The organism is Bombella favorum, from assembly GCF_014048475.1.
GTDB lineage: Bacteria > Pseudomonadota > Alphaproteobacteria > Acetobacterales > Acetobacteraceae > Bombella > Bombella favorum.
Genome location: NZ_NWUS01000003.1, coordinates 237,851 through 257,068 on the forward strand (window position 1 = coordinate 237,851; position 19,218 = coordinate 257,068).

General features: G+C 54.8%; 18 protein-coding genes and 1 tRNA gene. 12 read left to right on the top strand and 7 right to left on the bottom strand.

Annotation, left to right across the window (positions count from 1 at the left end; translation table 11 throughout):
• Nucleotides 1-20: 20 nt before the first annotated feature.
• On the bottom strand, nt 21-914 hold the full coding sequence (serB, locus tag CPA57_RS08055) for a phosphoserine phosphatase SerB (RefSeq protein WP_077396878.1): 894 nt from the start codon (nt 912-914) through the stop codon (nt 21-23).
• A 44-nt stretch (nt 915-958) separates the two neighbouring features.
• Between serB and miaA the strand changes: the two genes are divergently transcribed.
• From miaA to CPA57_RS08100, 9 genes are all read left to right on the top strand, one after another.
• The gene (gene miaA / locus CPA57_RS08060) at nt 959-1,942 is read left to right on the top strand and encodes a tRNA (adenosine(37)-N6)-dimethylallyltransferase MiaA (protein ID WP_182082279.1); all 984 of its coding nucleotides are present in this window, start codon (nt 959-961) and stop codon (nt 1,940-1,942) included.
• Between the two features lie 39 nt (nt 1,943-1,981).
• Complete coding sequence (gene ilvB / locus CPA57_RS08065) at nt 1,982-3,760, top strand: biosynthetic-type acetolactate synthase large subunit (RefSeq protein ID WP_182082280.1); 1,779 nt, start codon at nt 1,982-1,984, stop codon at nt 3,758-3,760.
• A gap of 138 nt (nt 3,761-3,898) precedes the next feature.
• Nucleotides 3,899-4,918, top strand: coding sequence for a ketol-acid reductoisomerase (ilvC, locus tag CPA57_RS08070; RefSeq protein ID WP_077396884.1), 1,020 nt, complete (start codon nt 3,899-3,901; stop codon nt 4,916-4,918).
• Between the two features lie 188 nt (nt 4,919-5,106).
• The gene (gene speD, locus CPA57_RS08075; protein WP_077396886.1) at nt 5,107-5,589 is read left to right on the top strand and encodes an adenosylmethionine decarboxylase; all 483 of its coding nucleotides are present in this window, start codon (nt 5,107-5,109) and stop codon (nt 5,587-5,589) included.
• 185 nt (nt 5,590-5,774) lie between these two features.
• The gene (speE, locus tag CPA57_RS08080) at nt 5,775-6,650 is read left to right on the top strand and encodes a polyamine aminopropyltransferase (RefSeq protein ID WP_182082281.1); all 876 of its coding nucleotides are present in this window, start codon (nt 5,775-5,777) and stop codon (nt 6,648-6,650) included.
• A gap of 24 nt (nt 6,651-6,674) precedes the next feature.
• Entirely contained in the window at nt 6,675-7,508 is an 834-nt protein-coding gene (gene panB, locus CPA57_RS08085; RefSeq protein WP_182082282.1) for a 3-methyl-2-oxobutanoate hydroxymethyltransferase, read from the top strand.
• 109 nt (nt 7,509-7,617) lie between these two features.
• Nucleotides 7,618-8,760, top strand: a complete 1,143-nt coding sequence (gene gcvT / locus CPA57_RS08090; protein WP_182082283.1) for a glycine cleavage system aminomethyltransferase GcvT — start codon at nt 7,618-7,620, stop codon at nt 8,758-8,760.
• A gap of 217 nt (nt 8,761-8,977) precedes the next feature.
• Nucleotides 8,978-9,280, top strand: coding sequence for a putative quinol monooxygenase (locus CPA57_RS08095; RefSeq protein ID WP_077396895.1), 303 nt, complete (start codon nt 8,978-8,980; stop codon nt 9,278-9,280).
• A 24-nt stretch (nt 9,281-9,304) separates the two neighbouring features.
• A complete protein-coding gene (locus CPA57_RS08100; RefSeq protein WP_182082284.1) occupies nt 9,305-10,258 on the top strand; it encodes an ROK family protein in 954 nt (317 codons plus the stop codon).
• 219 nt (nt 10,259-10,477) lie between these two features.
• Here CPA57_RS08100 and glnA read toward each other — a convergent pair whose 3' ends face one another.
• Entirely contained in the window at nt 10,478-11,938 is a 1,461-nt protein-coding gene (gene glnA, locus CPA57_RS08105; RefSeq protein WP_077396899.1) for a type I glutamate--ammonia ligase, read from the bottom strand.
• A gap of 161 nt (nt 11,939-12,099) precedes the next feature.
• Here glnA and tldD point away from each other — a divergent pair, with 161 nt between their 5' ends.
• Entirely contained in the window at nt 12,100-13,584 is a 1,485-nt protein-coding gene (gene tldD, locus CPA57_RS08110) for a metalloprotease TldD (protein WP_182082285.1), read from the top strand.
• A 171-nt stretch (nt 13,585-13,755) separates the two neighbouring features.
• Complete coding sequence (locus tag CPA57_RS08115; RefSeq protein ID WP_407647575.1) at nt 13,756-14,892, top strand: hypothetical protein; 1,137 nt, start codon at nt 13,756-13,758, stop codon at nt 14,890-14,892.
• A gap of 62 nt (nt 14,893-14,954) precedes the next feature.
• Here the strand turns inward: CPA57_RS08115 and CPA57_RS08120 are convergent, their stop codons facing one another.
• Nucleotides 14,955-15,278, bottom strand: coding sequence for a YggT family protein (locus tag CPA57_RS08120; RefSeq protein WP_326831386.1), 324 nt, complete (start codon nt 15,276-15,278; stop codon nt 14,955-14,957).
• Nucleotides 15,279-15,419: 141 nt separating this feature from the next.
• Here CPA57_RS08120 and CPA57_RS08125 point away from each other — a divergent pair.
• A tRNA-Ala gene (locus CPA57_RS08125) sits at nt 15,420-15,495 on the top strand.
• A gap of 102 nt (nt 15,496-15,597) precedes the next feature.
• Here CPA57_RS08125 and CPA57_RS08130 read toward each other — a convergent pair.
• Genes CPA57_RS08130 through CPA57_RS08145 form a run of 4 tightly spaced genes read right to left on the bottom strand, consistent with a single transcriptional unit; the run spans nt 15,598 to nt 19,121 of the window.
• Nucleotides 15,598-16,188 carry a PqiC family protein gene (locus CPA57_RS08130; protein WP_229709347.1) on the bottom strand — a complete coding sequence of 197 codons (591 nt, stop codon included), beginning with the start codon at nt 16,186-16,188 and terminating at the stop codon, nt 15,598-15,600.
• The gene (locus CPA57_RS08135; protein WP_182082287.1) at nt 16,185-17,141 is read right to left on the bottom strand and encodes an MlaD family protein; all 957 of its coding nucleotides are present in this window, start codon (nt 17,139-17,141) and stop codon (nt 16,185-16,187) included. Before CPA57_RS08135 ends, CPA57_RS08130 begins: the two co-directional genes overlap by 4 nt.
• Nucleotide 17,142: 1 nt before the next feature.
• Nucleotides 17,143-17,931, bottom strand: coding sequence for an ABC transporter ATP-binding protein (locus CPA57_RS08140; protein WP_182082348.1), 789 nt, complete (start codon nt 17,929-17,931; stop codon nt 17,143-17,145).
• Nucleotides 17,931-19,121, bottom strand: a complete 1,191-nt coding sequence (locus CPA57_RS08145) for an MlaE family ABC transporter permease (protein ID WP_407647571.1) — start codon at nt 19,119-19,121, stop codon at nt 17,931-17,933. Before CPA57_RS08145 ends, CPA57_RS08140 begins: the two co-directional genes overlap by 1 nt.
• Nucleotides 19,122-19,218 lie beyond the last annotated feature (97 nt).

The window sequence follows — 19,218 nt, forward strand, 5'->3', positions numbered from 1 at the left end:
CGGTAAAATGGGACGGTCTATCAGTCGCTTACGATGTCGGAAGCCTTATAGCCTTGTGCGAAGAGGTGTGTCCGCATCCCGGTAAAGTTGACCTGTTGCTCAATCACCTGCCGCACATTCGGCTTGGCATGGTAAGCAATACCAAGGCCAGCCGCCTTGAGCATGGGGATGTCGTTTGCACCATCACCCGTTGTCAGGCTGGCAGAGAGCTTGACGCCTCGCTCGGCACAGATGGTTTCCAGATGTTCTTTCTTGGCATCCGGGCCGAGAATGTCACCAATCAGCTGACCGGTGATGATGCCATCCTTGATCTCAAGCTGATTGCCGTAGTGCTCATCAAAGCCGAGTGTCTTGGCGGCCCGTTCGGTGAACCAGTCAAACCCACCAGAGATGAGGGCCGTGCGAGCACCATTAGCCTTCATGGTATGCACTAGTTCCTTGATGCCGTCTGTGAAGGGGAGGTGCGCAAGAACGTCCTTCAGCAGGGATTCAGGGTGGCCCTTCAGCCCGATGGTGCGCTTGCGGAGGGATTCATCAAATTCCATCTCGCCATTCATGGCACGTTTGGTGATTTCGGCTACATAGTCACCCGTGCCCGTTGCCTTGGCCAGATCGTCCAGTGTTTCACCATCAAAGATGGTGCTATCCATGTCGGACACAAGCACGGCTTTGCGGCGGCCACGGGTCTTGGTGAGAATGGCATCAACTTTGTAAGGAGCCAGGGCAGCACGGATTGTTGCAGGCGTGGCATCACCGGGGCCGGGAGGCGGGCAGAAAATGTCAACGGCCTCACCTTCGGACAGAACGACCGGCGGTTCACCTTTGACAAGAGTGCGGGCAATGTCGATCGCCTCTTTGGGAAGAGTCCCATGGCGGCGATTGGCAACAAGAGTCAGAACACAGGGAAGGGACATGACATCTCTCGCTAAAAGATCAGAAGATATGGCAGAATAAGTGTATGAACTCTTCTGAAAACGCCCTCATTGTGGCGGGGCCGACCTGTTCGGGCAAGTCGGCTTTGGCCTTTCATTTGGCAGACCTGTATTGTGGTACGGTCATTAATGCGGATTCCATGCAGGTTTATAGGGAGCTGCGCATCCTCACAGCCCGCCCTAGTGAGGAAGAGGAAGCAGCTATTCCTCATCGTCTGTATGGCGTTTTACCCGCCGCTACGCCTGGTAGCGTAGCGTGGTGGCGGGAGCAGGTTTTGGCAGAAATGGCCGCTTGTCGTAAGGCTGGGCGGCTGCCGATCCTCTGCGGGGGGACAGGCATGTACCTTCGGGCATTGACAGATGGCCTTGTGGAAGTGCCCGACCCCGGAGAGGAGGCCCGACAACAGGCCCGCACTTTGCTGGAAGAGATAGGCCCAGAGGCCCTACACGAAAAGTTGATGAAGGCAGACCCGCAGACAGCGTCTCAGCTTCATAAGCAGGATTCCCAGAGAATAAGTCGTGCGTGGGAGGTTTTCGTAGGGACAGGCCGGGGGTTGGCCTCGTGGCGGGAAGATAACACCTTGCCAGCTGCACCGTACCGTTTCATTTCGCTTCAGCTGGACCCTCCCCGGGATGAATTGCGGGCTGCCATTACGCAGCGTTTTGACGCTATGGTGGATGCAGGAGCGTTAGACGAAGTAGCGGCTTTGCGTGAGCAGAATTTGTCGCCCAGTCTTCCGGCTATGCGGGCCCATGGCGTGCCGGAATTGGGGCAAGTACTGGCAGGGCAAAGTAGCATGGAAGAAGCCAGACTGGCCGCAACCCGTGCTATTGGCCGTTATACCCGCCGGCAGGCTACATGGTTTCGCCACCATAGGTTGAGTCGGGAAGGTGATGGCGAAATAATATTTCAAAGAACCAGCATAAAAGAGTTCTTTTTGGGTAAAAAAATGCAGGAAATTGAATATTTCATATCATCGAGAATTGACGGACCCGTTTCAGAGCGATAGAGCAGAAGCGTTGCGTTAATCGGCAAAAGGACAGATGCCATGCCTGCCAGCGAGACAGCCCCCATGATGGCAACAGGTGCCGAGGTTATTCTGCGCGTTCTCGAGGAAGAAGGTGTGGATGTCATTTTTGGCTATCCGGGTGGGGCCGTCATTCCTATCTATGACGAACTCTTCAAGCAGAAGAATATCCGTCATATTCTGGTGCGGCACGAGCAGGCGGCAACTCATGCAGCTGAGGCCTATGCCCGTTCCACCGGTAAGGTTGGCGTGGTGCTGGTGACCTCTGGCCCCGGTGCAACCAATGCCGTGACGGGCCTGATGGATGCGAAGATGGATTCCATCCCGCTGGTCTGTCTGGCCGGGCAGGTCCCCGTGTCGGTGATCGGTACAGATGCTTTCCAGGAAGCAGACATGGTGAACATTACCAAGCCTGCTACTAAGGCCAGTGTTCAGGTGCGTGAGGCGGCGGCTTTAGCCCCGACCCTGCGGGATGCCTTCGCTCTGGCCCGGTCTGGTCGTCCCGGTCCGGTTTTTGTGGATCTTCCAAAGAACATTACAGCGTCTAAAGCACCTTTGCCTTCCCGCTCTGTAACGGTGAAGGAAGAGACGGCCGCAGTGACGCCAGATGCACAGTCCATCAGCTGTGCTGTTGAGGCTATGAAGAAGGCGCGCAAGCCTCTGCTCTATGTAGGTGGTGGTGTTGTTAATTCAGGGCCGGAAGCAGCAAAGCTGCTGCGTCAGCTGGCAGAGAAGACGGGTTTCCCCGTGACATCTACCTTGATGGGGCTAGGTGCTTATCCATCTTCCAGCGATCATTTTCTGGGTATGCTGGGAATGCACGGCTCTGTGGAAGCCAATATGGCCGCCCATGACTGTGATGTGTTGATCGCTCTGGGTGCCCGGTTCGATGACCGGGTGACAGGCCGTGTTGATGGCTTCTCACCTCATTCTTTCAAGATCCAGGCAGATATTGACCCGCGCGAGTTCGGTAAGATCGTGAAGGTCGATGCCATGTTGCAGGGGGATCTGAAAGACACGCTGAAAGCCTTGTTGGCAGGCTGGGGGGATGCCGCAGCACCGGATCTGTCTGGCTGGTGGAAGGAAATCGACCAGTGGCGGGCGGTTAATGGCTTTGGGTTCGAGCAGGATGAGGCCGCTACGGCTAGCATCAAGCCGCAATATGCTATTCGCCGCTTGTATGAGAAAGTCAGAGCTGGTGGGCGGGACTGTTTTGTCTCTACCGAAGTTGGCCAGCATCAGATGTGGGCTGCCCAGCATTTTGGTTTTGATGAACCCAATCACTGGCTGACGTCAGGCGGGCTGGGAACTATGGGATATGGGTTGCCGGCTGCTGTGGGTGCACAGATTGCCCATCCTGATGCATTGGTGATTGATATTGCCGGTGAAGCTTCTACCTTGATGAATATTCAGGAGTTGGGGACGATTGCCCAGTATCGCCTCCCGGTGAAGATTTTCATCTTGAACAACCAGTATATGGGCATGGTGCGGCAGTGGCAGGAGCTGGTTTATGAGTCCCGCTACTCCCATTCCTACAGCGCAGCCTTACCGGATTTCGTGAAATTGGCGGAATCGTTTGGCATCCGTGGCCTGCGGGTCGATGCGAAAGGTGGGCTGGATGAGGCGATTGATACTATGCTGAATCATGAAGGGCCGGTCCTGCTGGATGTGCATGTGGAGCAGGAGGAAGGATGCTTCCCGATGATCCCATCCGGTTCCTCTCATGATCAGATGCTTCTTGGGCCGGGGCGTGTTTTCGGTGGGGCTCGGTTGACAGAAGAAGGTAGACATCTCGTCTAAACTGAGAGTTTTTCCGGCTCCTCGGTGCCCTTATGGGTGTGAGGAGTGGGGTTGAGTGTTTTGTGTTGGGGAGTGATCTCCCGTCGGTGCAGGGCAATTTAAGGGTCTGTGCCTGTTGAGTGAGGAAGAGTAAGAGCCATGCGTGTTTATTATGATCGTGATGCAGACATTAATCTGATCTGTGAGAAGAAGGTTGCCATCATTGGTTACGGCAGTCAGGGTCATGCCCACGCCAATAACCTGCGCGACAGTGGTGTGAAGGATATCGTTGTTGCTCTGCGTCCGGAGTCCAAAGCTAAGGCCAAGGCAGAGGCTGCTGGTTTCCGTGTTGTGACGCCTGCTGAAGCAGCCGCTTGGGCCGATGTTGTGATGATCCTGACACCGGATGAAGGTCAGGCCGCTCTGTATAAGGAACAGCTGGCCCCGAACCTGAAGCCCGGTACGGCTCTGGTGTTCGCTCATGGTCTGGCCATTCATTTCCGTCTGATCGAGCCGACTGCAGATATGGATGTGTTCCTGATCGCTCCGAAGGGCCCAGGTCATACGGTGCGTTCTGAGTACCAGCGTGGTGGCGGTGTGCCCTGCCTGGTGGCTGTGCATCAGGATGCTTCCGGCCATGCTAAGGATGTGGCTCTGGCCTATGCCTCCGCTGTTGGCGGTGGGCGTGCTGGCGTGATTGAGACGAGCTTCCGTGAGGAAGTGGAAACCGATCTGTTCGGTGAGCAGGCTGTTCTGTGCGGTGGTACGATCGAGCTGATCAAGGCTGGTTTCGAGACGCTGGTAGAAGCAGGCTATGCACCGGAAATGGCCTACTTTGAGTGTCTGCATGAGATGAAGCTGATCGTGGACCTGCTGTATGAAGGCGGCATCTCCAACGTCAACTACTCCATCTCCAACACGGCCGAGTATGGCGAGTATGTCAGCGGCCCGCGCGTTGTGACCCCGGCTGCCAAGGATGCCATGCGTGAGGTGCTGAAGGATATTCAGAACGGCACTTTCGTGCGTAACTTCATTCTGGAGAACCAGTCTGGCAATGTTGGCTTCAAGGCCTCCCGTGCCCGTGATGAACAGCACCAGATTGAAAAAGTTGGTGCTAAGCTGCGTGAGATGATGCCGTGGATTGCTAAGAATAAGCTGGTTGATAAGACCCGCAACTAAGGTCTTTATTTACAGCCAGTTGCGAATGGGGAGGAGTTTCCTCCCCATTTTTATTATGGCGACATTTGGGCATTTACTGTCGAAAGGTACAGAATAGAGTTGCGTTAAACGTTATATTCCCTTAGAGGTCACGCTTCCGCTCCTTCATTGGGAAAGGCTGCGGCAATCTGCTGGTTCAGGAGTACGTTATGGACGCACTTGCTCGACTGGGGATGGAATCGGACCTTCCGAGAGATATCCAGAACACTGAGGCAATCGATACGGTCTTTGAGGACTGTAAGGACTTTTTCATTAAGCGTGATGGTATTACCTACGCAGGGAACCATCTTCTCATCGATTTCTGGAACGCTAGAAATCTTGATGACCCCGATCAGATCGACGCTACTTTAAGGCGTGCTGCCGAGGCAGCCGGGGCGACCATTCTTCATGGTCATTTCCATCATTTCACACCTAATGGCGGTGTGTCTGGTGTGCTAGTGCTGGCCGAGAGCCATATTTCCATCCATACATGGCCTGAACGTCATTTCGCTGCTGTTGATATCTTCATGTGCGGTGTGTGCGATCCCAACATGTCCATTCCTGTTATGCAGGAGCTGTTTCAGGCAGGACGTGTGGAGATTGACGCTTTCAGACGTGGGCGTGTCAGCGAGACACGGCATACAGGGCGGTAAGCTGGATTAGGAAAGACCGGGTTTTTCCCCTGTTTTCCCATAGATTATAGTATTGTTCCCGTTCGCTGGTCGGGTCTTTTGGGCTGGGCGTAAAGAACGGGACCGGGGGCTGTGTGCTTTGCTGCCTGTCTCGTAAGGGGAACAGGCGGTGAGGCGTAGCCCTGTAATGAAGAAAGGATGCCGCCATGACATCTGGCACATCTTCTGGAACCTGGTTCAACGAGGCACTTTACCCCGATTGGGGCCAGCGTTTCAAAGTGGTGAAAGAGCTGGTTCATAAAAAATCGCCATTTCAGGATATCCGCATTTTCGAAAGCAGTAGCCACGGCCGTGTGCTGGTACTGGATGGCATCGTGCAGATCACCGAACGGGATGAGTTTATCTATCAGGAGATGCTGGCCCATGTGCCGCTCTTTATGCATCCCAACCCTAGGCGTGTTCTCATCATTGGGGCCGGTGATGGCGGTGTGCTGCGCCGTGTCCTCCAGCATGAAACGGTCGAGAAAGCCGTTATGGTGGAGATTGATGGTGATGTGATCGAACTTTCCAAACAGCATCTGCCGATGTTCGGTCAGGATGCGTGGAAAGACCCACGGGCTGAGGTCATCGTTGGGGATGGTATTGATTACGTCAAGAAAGCTGGTGATGCTTCCTTTGATGTCATCATCGTGGATAGTACAGACCCGATCGGTGTGGGGGATGTGCTGTTTACGGATGATTTCTACAAGAACTGCGCTCGCATCCTTTCGGATGAAGGGATCATCGTCAATCAGTGTGGTGTCCCCTTCCAGCAGGCTGATGAGCTGCGGGAGACAACGGCTCGCCGTGCGAAATTCTTCCCCCATGTTACGGCTTATCTTGCGGCTGTGCCGACTTATGTCGGTGGGTTTATGACGCTGGGTATGGCCAAGAAGGGCACACCGCCCCATAAGCTGGATGTGGCCGAGTTGGCCCGTCGTGCGAAGGGCATCGAGGCAAGCTGTCAGTACTGGACACCAGATGTGCATGTTGCCTCTTTCAGCCTGCCTCCTTATATCGCCCAGAACCTCCCCCGCCCGTAAGGGCCATAGAGAAGGAACCCCACCATGCGCCGGACAACAATCGCAGACTTCCAGAAAATGAAGGATGAGGGTCGGCGGATCGCCATGCTCACAGCCTATGATTATGCCTCGGCCCTTATTGCCGAGCAGGCGGGCGTGCCGGTCATTCTGGTGGGGGATTCTCTTGGAATGGTCATGCAGGGGCAGGACACGACCCTGCCTGTGTGTGTGGATGATATGATCTACCACGCCCGCATGGTTATGCGGGGTAGCCATAAAGCTCTTGTCGTGGTGGACCTGCCCTTTTTGTCTTACGCAACGGAACAGGATGCGGTGGATGCCGCCCGGCGTGTAATGCAGGAAGGTGGCGGGCAGGCCCTGAAGCTGGAAGGCGGGCGGGAGATTGCCCCGATTGTTCGCCGGCTGACGGAAATGGGGGTGCCTGTTATGGGGCATCTGGGGCTGACACCACAGGCCCAGCATCAGATCGGCTTGCGGGCGCAGGCTAAACAGGTAGAGGCAGCCCGCAAGCTGTTGGATGATGCCCGTGCTTTGGAAGAAGCTGGAGCCTTTGGCATCGTGCTGGAAGTCATCCCGGCTGAACTGGGCGAGCTGGTGTCTCGGTTACTGACCATTCCAACCATTGGGATCGGCGCTGGAGCAGGCTGTGACGGACAGGTGCAGGTCTGGCATGATGTACTAGGTCTTTTTGAGGGGAAATCACCCCGTCATGCTCATCGTTTTGCCGAAGTCGGTGAGCAGATGGTGGGGGCACTGTCCCATTATGTCCGACAGGTTGAGGAAGGGTCTTTCCCGACACAGGCACAGAGCATCAGCATGAAGCCAGATGTTCTGGAAGCTTTGAAGATGAAGGGTTGATTTCTTCGCTCATGCAGTATGGCGGAGGGTGCGCTCACCCGGATTGTCAGACGGGGATGAAGCTGGCAGAGTGGTTCACTTCCCCCTGTATTTACAGGACGAAAACAGAATGACGGATGAAACATTGAAGCCCAGCCCCCTTCACGCCCTGCATGAAGAGCTGAATGCCACGATGGGAAGCTATGCAGGCTATGCCCTGCCGGAGCATTACCCTTCCGGCATGGAAGTGGAGCATCTCCATACCCGTAAACAGGCGGGGCTGTTTGACATTTCCTTTCTGGGGCAGGTCCGTGTCCGTGCCAAAGAGGATAATGCCGCCATTGCGGCTGAGGCTCTCGAAGCCTTGATGCCGCTGAATATCAAGAGCCTTGAGAAGAACCGGGTCTGTTACGGCCTGTTGACGACCGACCAGGGGGGCATCCGGGATGATCTGGCCATTTCTCGGCAGGAAAATGATTTCCTGCTGATGCTGAACGGCCCGAACCGGGAAGATAATGCCGACTATCTCGAAAATGCCATAGGCGATGATTGCAAACTGATCCGGGAGTTCGACCGGGCTATGTTGTCATTACAGGGGCCGCAGTCGGCGGAAGTTCTTTCCCGTGTTTTGGGGCAGCAGGTCATTGCGGGTATGCGGTATCGAGATAGTGCCGAAGTGCCGTGGGAAGGGGGCAGCATCATTGTAGCCCGCTTCGGTTATACGGGGATGGAAGGGTTTGATATCTCCATAGCGGCAGAGCAGGCGGAAGCTTTTGCCCGCCGCTTATTGGCAGACCCGGATGTAGCACCAGCTGGGTTGGCCACTCGCAATAGCCTGCGTATGGAGGCAGGGTTGTGCCTGTATGGGGCTGACATCGACAAAACCACATCCCCCGTGGAGGCCGCTTTGGTCGGCAGCATTGCTGCTTGCCGCCGGGCCGGTGGTGAGCGGGCTGGTGGTTATCCCGGTGCCCAGACGATCGAGGGGCAGATGGAGCATGGTATCTATCGCCAGCGTGTCGGCCTGCGGCCGCAGGAGGAGGTTCTGTTAGGGGGTGGTGTAGAGCTGTTCTCTGATGAGGAAAGAACCGACCGTGTCGGGCGTGTTACTTCCGGTTGTTTCAGCCCGACTCTGCGGGCCATGATTGCCATGGGGTATGTCACCCCCGCCCATGCGGCAGAAGGGACAACGTTGTACGCTACGGATGCGGAAGGGCAGCCTCATAAAGTCGTTGTAACGGTTCTGCCTTTCATCCCGCAGACAGGACATTGAACACCAGCAGAAAACAGATGGTGAAGTTTATGAACAGGGCTTTACATGGCCCTGTTTTTTGTTGAGGCTCACTTCATGCAGGGCCCAAGGTATGGCACGGTTCGCAGCTCCTTATTGATGAGGGAGCGGCTGACGGGAATGTGTTTTGCCAGTGGCTGCTTTTGTGCTCAGTGTAATGTTATCAACAGCTGGGCATGGCAACTCAAGGAGAGTCGAGATGAGTGAGACCATCCATATTCTGGCGCTTATTTCCATTTCGGAAGATAAAGCTGCTCAGCTGGAGAAGGCCGTGCAGGTCTGTGCTGGCCATTCGTTGAAGGAAAAGGCCTGTCAGCGTTACGAAATTTCCCGTGACGCTGAGAAAAAGGGCCGCTTCACGGTCTGTGAGATCTGGGCCAGTAAGGAAGGGTTTGAAGCCCATCTTGCTAGTGAGCATTTTGGCCATCTTGCCGGTTTTGCCAAAGAACATGGTGCCGAGCTGGAGGTCATCCGTCAGCAGCCGCTGCATCCCGCATCGTAAGCTGGATTTAGGGAGAATCACCACATGGCTGATTATCGTCTTGGAATTGATTTTGGCGGCACGAAGATCGAAATTCTTGCGCTGGACCGTGGCGGCAAAGAGGTGCTGCGTGAGCGCATCCCCAACCCCGGGGTCTATGACAAGGCCATTCAGGCTATCCGGGACCTCGTGCTAAAGGCGGAGGAACAGGTCGGCTGCGTTCCAGCTCATCGCATCACGGGGACACAGCTTACGTCCACGCTGGGCATTGGCATTCCCGGGTCTCTGTCCCCGGAGACAGGCCTCGTCCGTAACTCCAACGCAACATGGTTGAACAATAATGCGTTCAAGCGTGATGTGGAGGAAATCCTCAACCGCCCTGTGCGGGTGGAGAATGATGCCAACTGCTTTGCCCTGTCCGAGGCTGCTGATGGAGCTGGGGAAGGCTATTCAACCGTTCTGGGTGTGATTATCGGGACAGGTATGGGTAGTGGCATTGTGGCGAATGCCCGTATTCTGTCCGGTCATCATCACATTGCTGGTGAGTGGGGGCATATTCCTCTGCCGTGGGTTAAGCCGGAAGATATGCCCATGCGGAAGTGTTTCTGTGGTAACGAGGGGTGTCAGGAGCGTTATCTCTGTGGCCCGGCTCTTGCTGCAGAGTGGAAGGGCGAAGGGAACCGCTCTCCTAATGGGATTGAGGAAGCCGCTCGGAATGGGGATGAGGCTGCCATTCGTGCGCTGGACCTCTACATGGACCGTTTCGCCCGCGCTTGTGCACAGGCTGTCAATTTCCTTGATCCTGATGTGATCGTGCTTGGCGGTGGCGTGTCCAACCTCTCCAGCATTTATGAGCGTGTGCCCAAACTGCTGCCTCGCCATGTGATTACGTCCCCCTGCACAACGCCGATCGTGCAGAACCGTCATGGTGATAGTTCTGGTGTGCGTGGTGCTGCATGGCTGTGGGATGTGACAGAAAGCGGCCTGCCACGTAATTAAATCTAGCAGAATGCCTTACCCTCTTTATGGGGGTGAAGAGCTAGGGGATCGGGGCCTTTCCTGTAATAGGAGAGGCCCCGATTTTATGTGGGCTATCTTAATCTGGCAGAAAGTCCAGACATGAAAAAACCGCCTACCTTTTTAGGCAAGGTAGGCGGCTTCCATAGGGTCTAAACCCCGCTTCCCACTCCCAGAGGAGCAGGAAGGCAGAAAGAAGGATTAGACGGAGTAATACATTTCGAACTCGACCGGGTGCGGTGTATGTTCGAAGCGGTACACTTCCTGCATCTTGAGAGTAATGTAGCTTTCGATCTGATCCTTCGTGAAGACATCCCCTTCCAGCAGGAAGGCGTGGTCGGTCTTCAGGGCTTCCAGAGCTTCACGCAGGGAGCCGCAGACGGTCGGGATCATGTTCAGCTCTTCCGGTGGCAGCTCGTACAGGTCCTTGTCCATGGCTTCGCCCGGATGGATCTTATTGCGGATACCGTCCAGACCAGCCATCAGCATAGCACTGAAGGCAAGGTAAGGGTTAGCTGTCGGGTCGGGGAAGCGGACCTCGACACGCTTTGCTTTCGGGCTGGTAGCATACGGAATACGACAGGAAGCGGAGCGGTTGGCGGAAGAGTAAGCCAGCAGCACCGGTGCTTCAAAGCCCGGGATCAGACGCTTGTAGGAGTTGGTGGAAGGGTTGGTGAAGGCGTTCAGAGCCTTGGCGTGTTTGATGATACCGCCAATGTAGTACAGGGCTTCATCAGAGAGGTCAGCGTAACGCTTGCCAGCAAAGAGCGGCTTGCCGTCTTTCCAGACAGACTGATGCACATGCATGCCTGTGCCGTTATCGCCATAGATCGGCTTGGGCATGAAGGTGGCCGTCTTGCCGTAGGAATGGGCGACGTTATGCACGCAGTATTTATAGATCTGCATGAAGTCAGCAGACTTCACCAATGTGGCGAATGCCGTGCCTAGCTCGTGCTGGCTGCGGGCCACTTCATGGTGATGCTTTTCGATTGGCAGGCCCATCTCGCCCATGGTGGCAAGCATTTCGGCACGCAGGTCGTTTTCGCTATCCACCGGCGGCACCGGGAAGTAACCACCCTTGCGGGCCGGACGATGGCCCATGTTGCCTTCCGGATATTCCTTCATGGAAGCATCCGGCCCTTCAATGCTGTCGAGGTGGTAGGTGCCGTAATTTTCACCTGTGCCAAAGCGGACGCTGTCGAAGATGAAGAATTCAGCTTCCGGGCCGAAGAAGGCCGTGTCACCCAGACCGCTCTTTTTCAGATAGGCTTCAGCCTGTTTGGCGGTTGCACGGGGGTCGCGGTTGTAATAGCCGCCTGTTTTGGGGTCGATGATGTCGCAGATCAGGATGAGCTGCGGGCGTGCAGCGAAGGGGTCGACAACAGCTGTTTCCGGGTCCGGCAGGAGGACCATGTCGGACTCATTGATGGCCTTCCAACCCTGAATGGAAGACCCGTCAAACATGAAGCCTTCTGTGAAGGTATCTTCCTCAATGGTACGAACAGTTTGTGTCGTGTGCTGCCATTTACCTTTTGTATCGGTGAAGCGGAGGTCAACAAACTCGATACCATGCTCTTCGATCAGCTCAAAAACGCGTTGTACGGCGGCTTTCTGAGGGGAAGGGCGTTGGGCGGAAGAAGAGGAAACTGCTTTTTTTGCCATGGCTGCATGCCTCGCATTTTTTGAACTGATACCAAAACGATTAAGGGACAATTGTTCTTCTGTCGAGGGCTTGCTCGTAAACTTCATTTTATGAGACAGGATATTCTTAGTTTTTTATACTTCCCGGCTCCCGAGCTGATTGGAAAAACCATCTGGTGGTCATGTCTGAGCCTTCCCTGACAACACTCTCTGATTCCTTGTTTTTTCACGATGCCCTGCCGTGGACACCTGATGATGTAAATCGTCAGCTTTCCCGCAGCCTCTCCGGCATGGATGATGGGGAACTGTTTCTGGAATATCGGGAAGAGGAAACGCTGGGGCTAGAAAACGGCTTGCTGCGGAATGTGGGTTTCAACCGGTCTTCCGGTTTTGGCCTGCGGGGTGTGACGGGTAGTCAGACCATCTTTGCTTATTCCGACCTGCTGGGCATGGAGGCCCTTCAAAGGGCCGCTGAAGGGTTGGGAACTGTGGATCGCACAGCCCTTCGTTTGGGCCAGCAGGCCCCTGCCAGTCCGATGAGTGGTGAGGCGGTGAGCCGTTCTGCTCTTTATGGGGAGACCCACCCGTTAGAGGGGGGAGAGTTCTCGCAGCGTGCGGCTCTGCTGGGTGAGATTGATGCTTATGGCCGTGGGCTGGACCGCCGTGTCGTGCAGGTCAATGCTACGCTGAACACGCAGTGGCAGGTTGTGCGGATCATGCGCCCTGCTTGCCTTCAGAGAGAGCAGGCCAGCCCGCTGGTGGATGTCCGCCCCTTGGTCCGGCTCGATATTTCCATTGTGGTAGAGCAGGACGGGCGGCGGGAGAGTGGCCGGTCTGGGCAGGGGGGGCGCTATGCTCTGTCCCGTTTGATGGCCCCTGCATGCTGGCAGGCTATGGCGCAGGAGGCTCTGCGTCAGGCTCTGGTGAATCTGGAGGCTGTAGCCGCACCGGCAGGTGAAATGCCCGTTGTGTTAGGTGCTGGATGGCCGGGGATTCTGCTACATGAGGCAGTGGGGCACGGTCTGGAAGGTGACTTTAACCGGAAGGGCACATCTGTTTTTTCTGGGTGTGTGGGTCAGCGTATTGCTGCCCCGGGCGTGACGGTTTTGGATGATGGAACCCTGCCGGAGCGGCGTGGTTCCTTGAATATGGATGACGAGGGAACACCGACCAGCCGGACGGTGCTGATTGAGGACGGCATCCTGCAGGGGTATATGCAGGATAGGCTAAATGCCCGTCTGACAGGCGTTGCCCCTACGGGGAATGGTCGCCGTCAGTCATATGCTCATGCACCAATGCCCCGCATGACTAACACCATCATGGCGGGAGGCAATGCTTCGGAAGAGGAAATGATCCGTTCCACCAAGAAAGGGATTTATGCCCGTAACTTTGGTGGGGGGCAGGTTGATATTACATCCGGTAAGTTCGTGTTTGCTGCCTCGGAGGCCTATCTGATCGAGGATGGCAAGATCACATCGCCTGTGCGTGGGGCTACGCTCATTGGTAGTGGGGCGGAGGTGATGGAGCAGATCAGCATGATCGGCCCTTCTATGGAATTGGACCCCGGCATAGGAACATGTGGCAAGGCCGGGCAGGGTGTTCCTGTTGGTGTAGGGCAGCCGATGCTGAAAGTCAGTGGACTGACGGTTGGGGGGACAGCCTCATAAAAACATTCAGGAAAAACAGAATGTTATATTGTTTTTCCTGAATATGTCTCAGACAGATAAAACAAGTTGAATATGTTTCAGATATAAATAAATTTTCATTTCTCTATTGCAAAATATCTTTTTGCTGTCGTAATATTTTTTCATCGCAGCAATGAAAGATGGTTCACCGTGATGAAGAAGTCCGTGCGTTACGCAGCCCTTCTGTCCAGTCTCTTTGCAGGTACTTATAGTGTCTCTGCGAACCTGTATGCCGCGGATGCCACCACTGTTGCTGCCAACGCCGGCTCCCAGACGGACGATAAATCTGCCAAAAAAGCAGGTAAGACAGCGCAGCCTGTCAAAGTCTCTGCAACGGGCGGGACGGCATCTCAAGGTGCAGTAACCCAGCAGCCGGTTGTCTCCATTGCAGAAAAACCAGGCCCGAAACCATTGCCAGAACAGTGGTATACAGGGTCTCTTTATTCGCCATCACCTGCGCTGCCTGTGCCGGGCATGATTGCTGTGGAGCCTTATGTGGCTGCTGGTTTGCCAGCTGGAGCGTTTGATTCCAACGGGCATCTCAATACGAGAAAAGGGGCAGGTGGACAGCATTCTATCACTCAGTTCTCCTTGGCAAAGTACGGTATTACGAAGAACCTTTCCATCTATCTGCTGCCAACATACAGCTATAGCTGGGGGAACCATAGCAAACCTTCTGGTTTGAAGTTCAATGACTTGCCGGTGGAGTTCCAGTACCGGTTGACGCCGCATTATACGCCATCCATCACGCTGTATTTTGGTGTGAACACACCAACCGGTGACTATAAAAATCTTGCCAATGCTTCAGAAGGCGTTGGTCAGGGTGTTTGGGCACTTCGGTATGGTGTCCATAGTCAGTTTGCTTTGCCGTTCTTTAAGCATGCCATGCGTGTGCGTCTCTGGGCGCAGGTCCGTCACCCGGTGGCGAGTACGAAGCTGCACAATATTACCAGCTACGGAACAGAGAAGGGTTTCACCGGGCGTGGCCATGCTGGCCCTTATGGGAATGAAGGGGGCTCGGTCGAGCTGGGTATTACCAAGAAATGGGTTTTTGCGCTGGATCTGTACCACACATGGGCTACCTCCAGCTCGGTTAATGGATATAACGTTTATTCCAAGAAATATATCAATTCGCGGACGGGTTGGTCTGGTGCCTTCAATGTTGGTCCCGGTATTGAATATAACTGGACATCAAGTATTGGCGGAATTGTCGGCGTGATTCTGCCGGTGGCTGGGCATAATACATCTCGTTCCATCTCCCCGCAGGCCGCCGTGTTCGCTGTGTTCTGATTCGCCCTGTTTAGAGTATAAAGAAAAACCCCCGTCTGTTTTCAGGCGGGGGTTTTTTCGTATCAGCCCTGAGGTAGGAAAAAGGCCCTGAAAATACTCTTTAGGATGAAGGGAATACCGTACTGAATGGTCAGCAGCAGGATGAGGGGGGAGAAATCCATCATGCCTGTTGGTGGTAGGATATTGCGGATAGGCTGGAGGACAGGTTCCACAAGCTTGGCCAGAATCTCAACAACGCTCATCATGAAGCGGTTGGAATGGGGGTTTATGATGCCAAAGCTGATGGCCATGGTAGCGAGACAGTAGGCAAGGATGATCCATGTATAGACATCCAGTACCACCATGAGCAGGTTGATGATCTGGAGATAGATGATGGCAGCATGCACAGGCAAGAACCCCTCTCGGCGGCGTGAGATGAATGCGGATTATTACATGTAACAGTCTTCTTCCCGGCTGGCGAGATCAGGTGCTGTTTGCTTACATCTTGACAGTTCCAGCCGTGCATGATGTCCTAGATCGTACATCGTGGGGCTATAGCTCAGTTGGGAGAGCGCCTCGTTCGCAATGAGGAGGCCAGGGGTTCGACTCCCCTTAGCTCCACCATGATTTCCTAATATATGATGCCCGTTTGAGCGTCCCCATTGGTGGGGAGTACCCTGCATGTGTTCCATAAAGGGAAAGAACATGCAGGATGATACTGAAGACTTACGGCGTTGGTGTCGGGATGGATTGGGAAATATGCTCTGCTAGCTGTACGACAAGTTTGCGCATGAGAGCAGCCGTATCAGCGTCTGTTCCGACAGGGCCAGAGGCAGAAAGATGGGCAATATTGCGGATGAGTGGTTTGTGGCGGTCACGCGGGACGATGGCCCAGTGTGCATTCAGGATAGCTTGCCCGCTGACATCCACATCAAACTCCGAAATGGCAATCATAATCTGCATGTCGGCAGCCTGCGCGAGGGGCTGGTCCGTCACCAGAATATTATGTTGTATTGCAGCCACCTCGTTCGTGATCAGGTCCGTGACACTGAGAGAGAGACGTGATGCCCAACGGGAGTTGGGGCTGCGGTGGATCTCCTCACCCTGCCGTGTGATGATGTCCTGGCAGTCCAGATAGTCTGGCATAACAACCCTGCTTAGCTGCACGACTGTTGTCTGCGGGGCAACCCTTAGGGATTTGTCGGAGTGGACAGGGATACCGAGCGTGTAGATATGCAGCTGCGGAGAGGTACAGCCTGCAAGCAGGCTGCAGCTTCCCAGAAGGGCAAGGGCGGTACGGCGGAAAGGAAACATCATGGGCGGCGTCCCATAAGCAGGAGTTGCGGGTTGCGTTCCACATCGCTGGCGAAACCACGGAGAGAGGAGGCTGTTGCGGCAATATCCCGTAATGCAGCATCCAGATTGGCCCGGTCCACAGAGCGGGCTGAAAGAATGTCCTGAAGTGCCTCCAGCGTGGCCGTGGCAGAGGCAAGCGTCTTGTGGATATCCTTACCGCGCATCTCCAGCTGGGAGTTGCCTGTATCAAGCAGCTTGTTCATTTTTTCCAAAGTCACATCCAGATGGGTCCGCAGGTCTCTGATGGTCTCTGTGGCAGTCTGTATGGTTTCTTGCGACTGGTCAGAGGTCTTTTTCATGCTGGCAATGAGGCTGGGTAGGTCCTGATGGAGGTTGTCACTCAGTGCCGTGATGGAAAGCAGAGCAGTATCAGCGTGCTGGCTGATATCTTTGATGGGAATCTGCTCCAGCGTGTTTTTCAGCTTTTCCATGGCGGAAAGCCGGACGGGGATTTCCGGTAGGGAGGTGATGCGGGGGTGCAGCGTGGCCGGGACGGATTTGTCAAAATCTAGCTCGATATTCGACTGGCCCGTCACAAGGCTTTGGAGGTTCAGCCCGGCCCGTAGGCCGTCATCAACCATGCCCTGAAGATTGATCTGCTTCCCCTTGTCGTGGTCCTCGACAACATGCACCTGCTCAGTTTCCAGAGTGATGATAACGGGGATGTAGGCTTTACGGTCTTGCGGGTCGACATGCAGGGTAATGCTCTTGACCGACCCTACCTTCACGCCACGGAAGTTGACCGGGGCACCGACAGAGAGGCCAGAAATGGAGTTCTGAAACACCAAGGCCACGTCCCGTGTCTTGGAGAAGAGACGAAGGTGACCAAAAGCCATAATGATGAACAGTAGCAGTACGCCCCCAAGGACAACAAAGAGGCCGATCTGGGTTTTCCTGTTGGTGTTTTCAGACATGCTATTCGGCTTTCTGTTCTGTCTGGGAGGGGATGGAAGCAGAGCGGTGCATGAAGGCTGTTACCTCCGGTAGGGTGCAGCTGTCATGCAATGCACGGGGAGAGCCATGAGCAATAGGCTTATGCGTGATAGCATCTAGAAAGATGCCATCATCAGCAATGGTGAAGAGACTGGGTAGCTCGTGGCTGACGATGACAATTGTGGCGCCTAGCCCATCACGAAGGGTGAGGATCAGATCATCCAGTCGAGCGGAGGTGATCGGGTCCAACCCGGCGGAAGGTTCGTCAAAAAAGAGAATGTCGGGCTCTAGCGCAATAGCCCGTGCGAGGCCGGCACGCTTGCGCATTCCTCCGGAAATCTCGAAAGGGAAAAGGTCGATGGCATGTTCCATCCCAACAAGCCCGAGCTTGAGGCGGACCATATCTTCAATGACATCGGGCTTGAGGTCCGTGAACATTTCCAGGGGCAGGGCGACATTTTCCCCGACTGTCATGGAGCTCCACAACGCACCACTTTGGAAGAGAATGCCGTAGCGGCGGTTAATGGCCGCACGGTGAGCGTCATCTTGCTCCCAGTAATCTTTGCCATCGACCATGATATGCCCTGCCGTAGGGCGAAGGAGGCCGATCATGCTCCTCAGCAGGGTGCTTTTACCGCAGCCCGATCCGCCCATTACGGCGAAAATAGAGCCTTTCTTCAGGTCGAAGGAAACATTCTGCTGGATGATCTTGGGACCAAAAGAAAGCTGAAGATCACGGACGGAAATGAGCGTTTCTTTATCAGGCATCATCATATCCCGACTGCGTTGGCGAGAACGGCAAAGATAGCGTCCAGAGCGATCACCCCGACAATGCCGATCACGACAGCCCGTGTCGCAGCAATACCGACATCAGCAGCACTTCGGCCCGCTTTCAGGCCGATCCGACAGGCAGCCAGAGCGATGAACCCGGCAAAGAAGAGTGCCTTAATGAAGCCGAACGCAAACTGACTGAGCTCCACACCATTGAAAGTGGATAACCAATAGCCGGTGGGCGAAAGGTCCATCATGGTCATGGAGACGACGAAACCGCCAAAAATGGCGACTAGCGTGCCATAGAGATACAGCAGCGGCATCATAAGGATGAGCGACAGGATGGAGGGTAGCAGGATATAGCCTGCTACGGAGATTCCCGTTACCTGAAGGGCGTCAATCTCCTCATTCCCCTGCATGGTGGAGATGCGAGCAGCATAGGCACCACCCGTTCGCCCTGCCATGATAATGGCCGTCATGATGGCGGAAATCTCGCGTGCGGAAGCAATGCCCACCAAATTGGTCACATAGATCTGGGCTGCAAATTTACGCAATTCTAGCAGCCCGACAAAAGCCAGAATGGCCCCGATCAGAAAATTGACAATGCTGACAATAAGCAGGGCAGAGGGGCCAGCGTTCCAAACATCCACGAGCAGATCTTTAAGGCGCATGGAACTCTTGCCCCGCAGGGCTCTGAAGGCACCTCGCAGTACATCCAGCAAAAGGGAGCTGGATGTGCTTATTTCTTGGAGGATGTCCAGTGTCGTTCCGCCAATGCGGGCTAAAATTCCTTCTCGGGCGTCTTGATGGGGCGAGGGGTGACCCGCTTTGCCCGGTAGAAGAGCTAGAAGCCGTTGTGCTGAAGATGGGAGGGAGCGATCGTCAAACACTAGGGAGGCCTGAAAGGCCGCTTGTTTAACGTTCCACAGGAACATGATGAAACCGGAATCCCACCCCTTCAGACCGGTAGGATCAATCAATAAGCTCTGTCCCGCTTTGGGGGAGGCAGCAGTGAGTGCGGCTTCCGGAAATTGCATTAACTCATCAGACAGGGCTTTCCATTCCCCGTTGAGCGTCAGCGAAAGGCCGGTGCTCGTATTATCGACAGACCAAGAGGGGGAGGATGCCGCTTGCGCAGGGGAGGAGGAAGACGCCTGCTGGGTCATGGGGACAGAGGGACGGTGCACCATGCCATCGGCACGGAGGGGGTGGAGATTTGTAGCATGGTTTTGCTCACAAAATGTCTTGTCCGATTATTCTATGTCAGTTTTTTAATGAAAGCGAGAG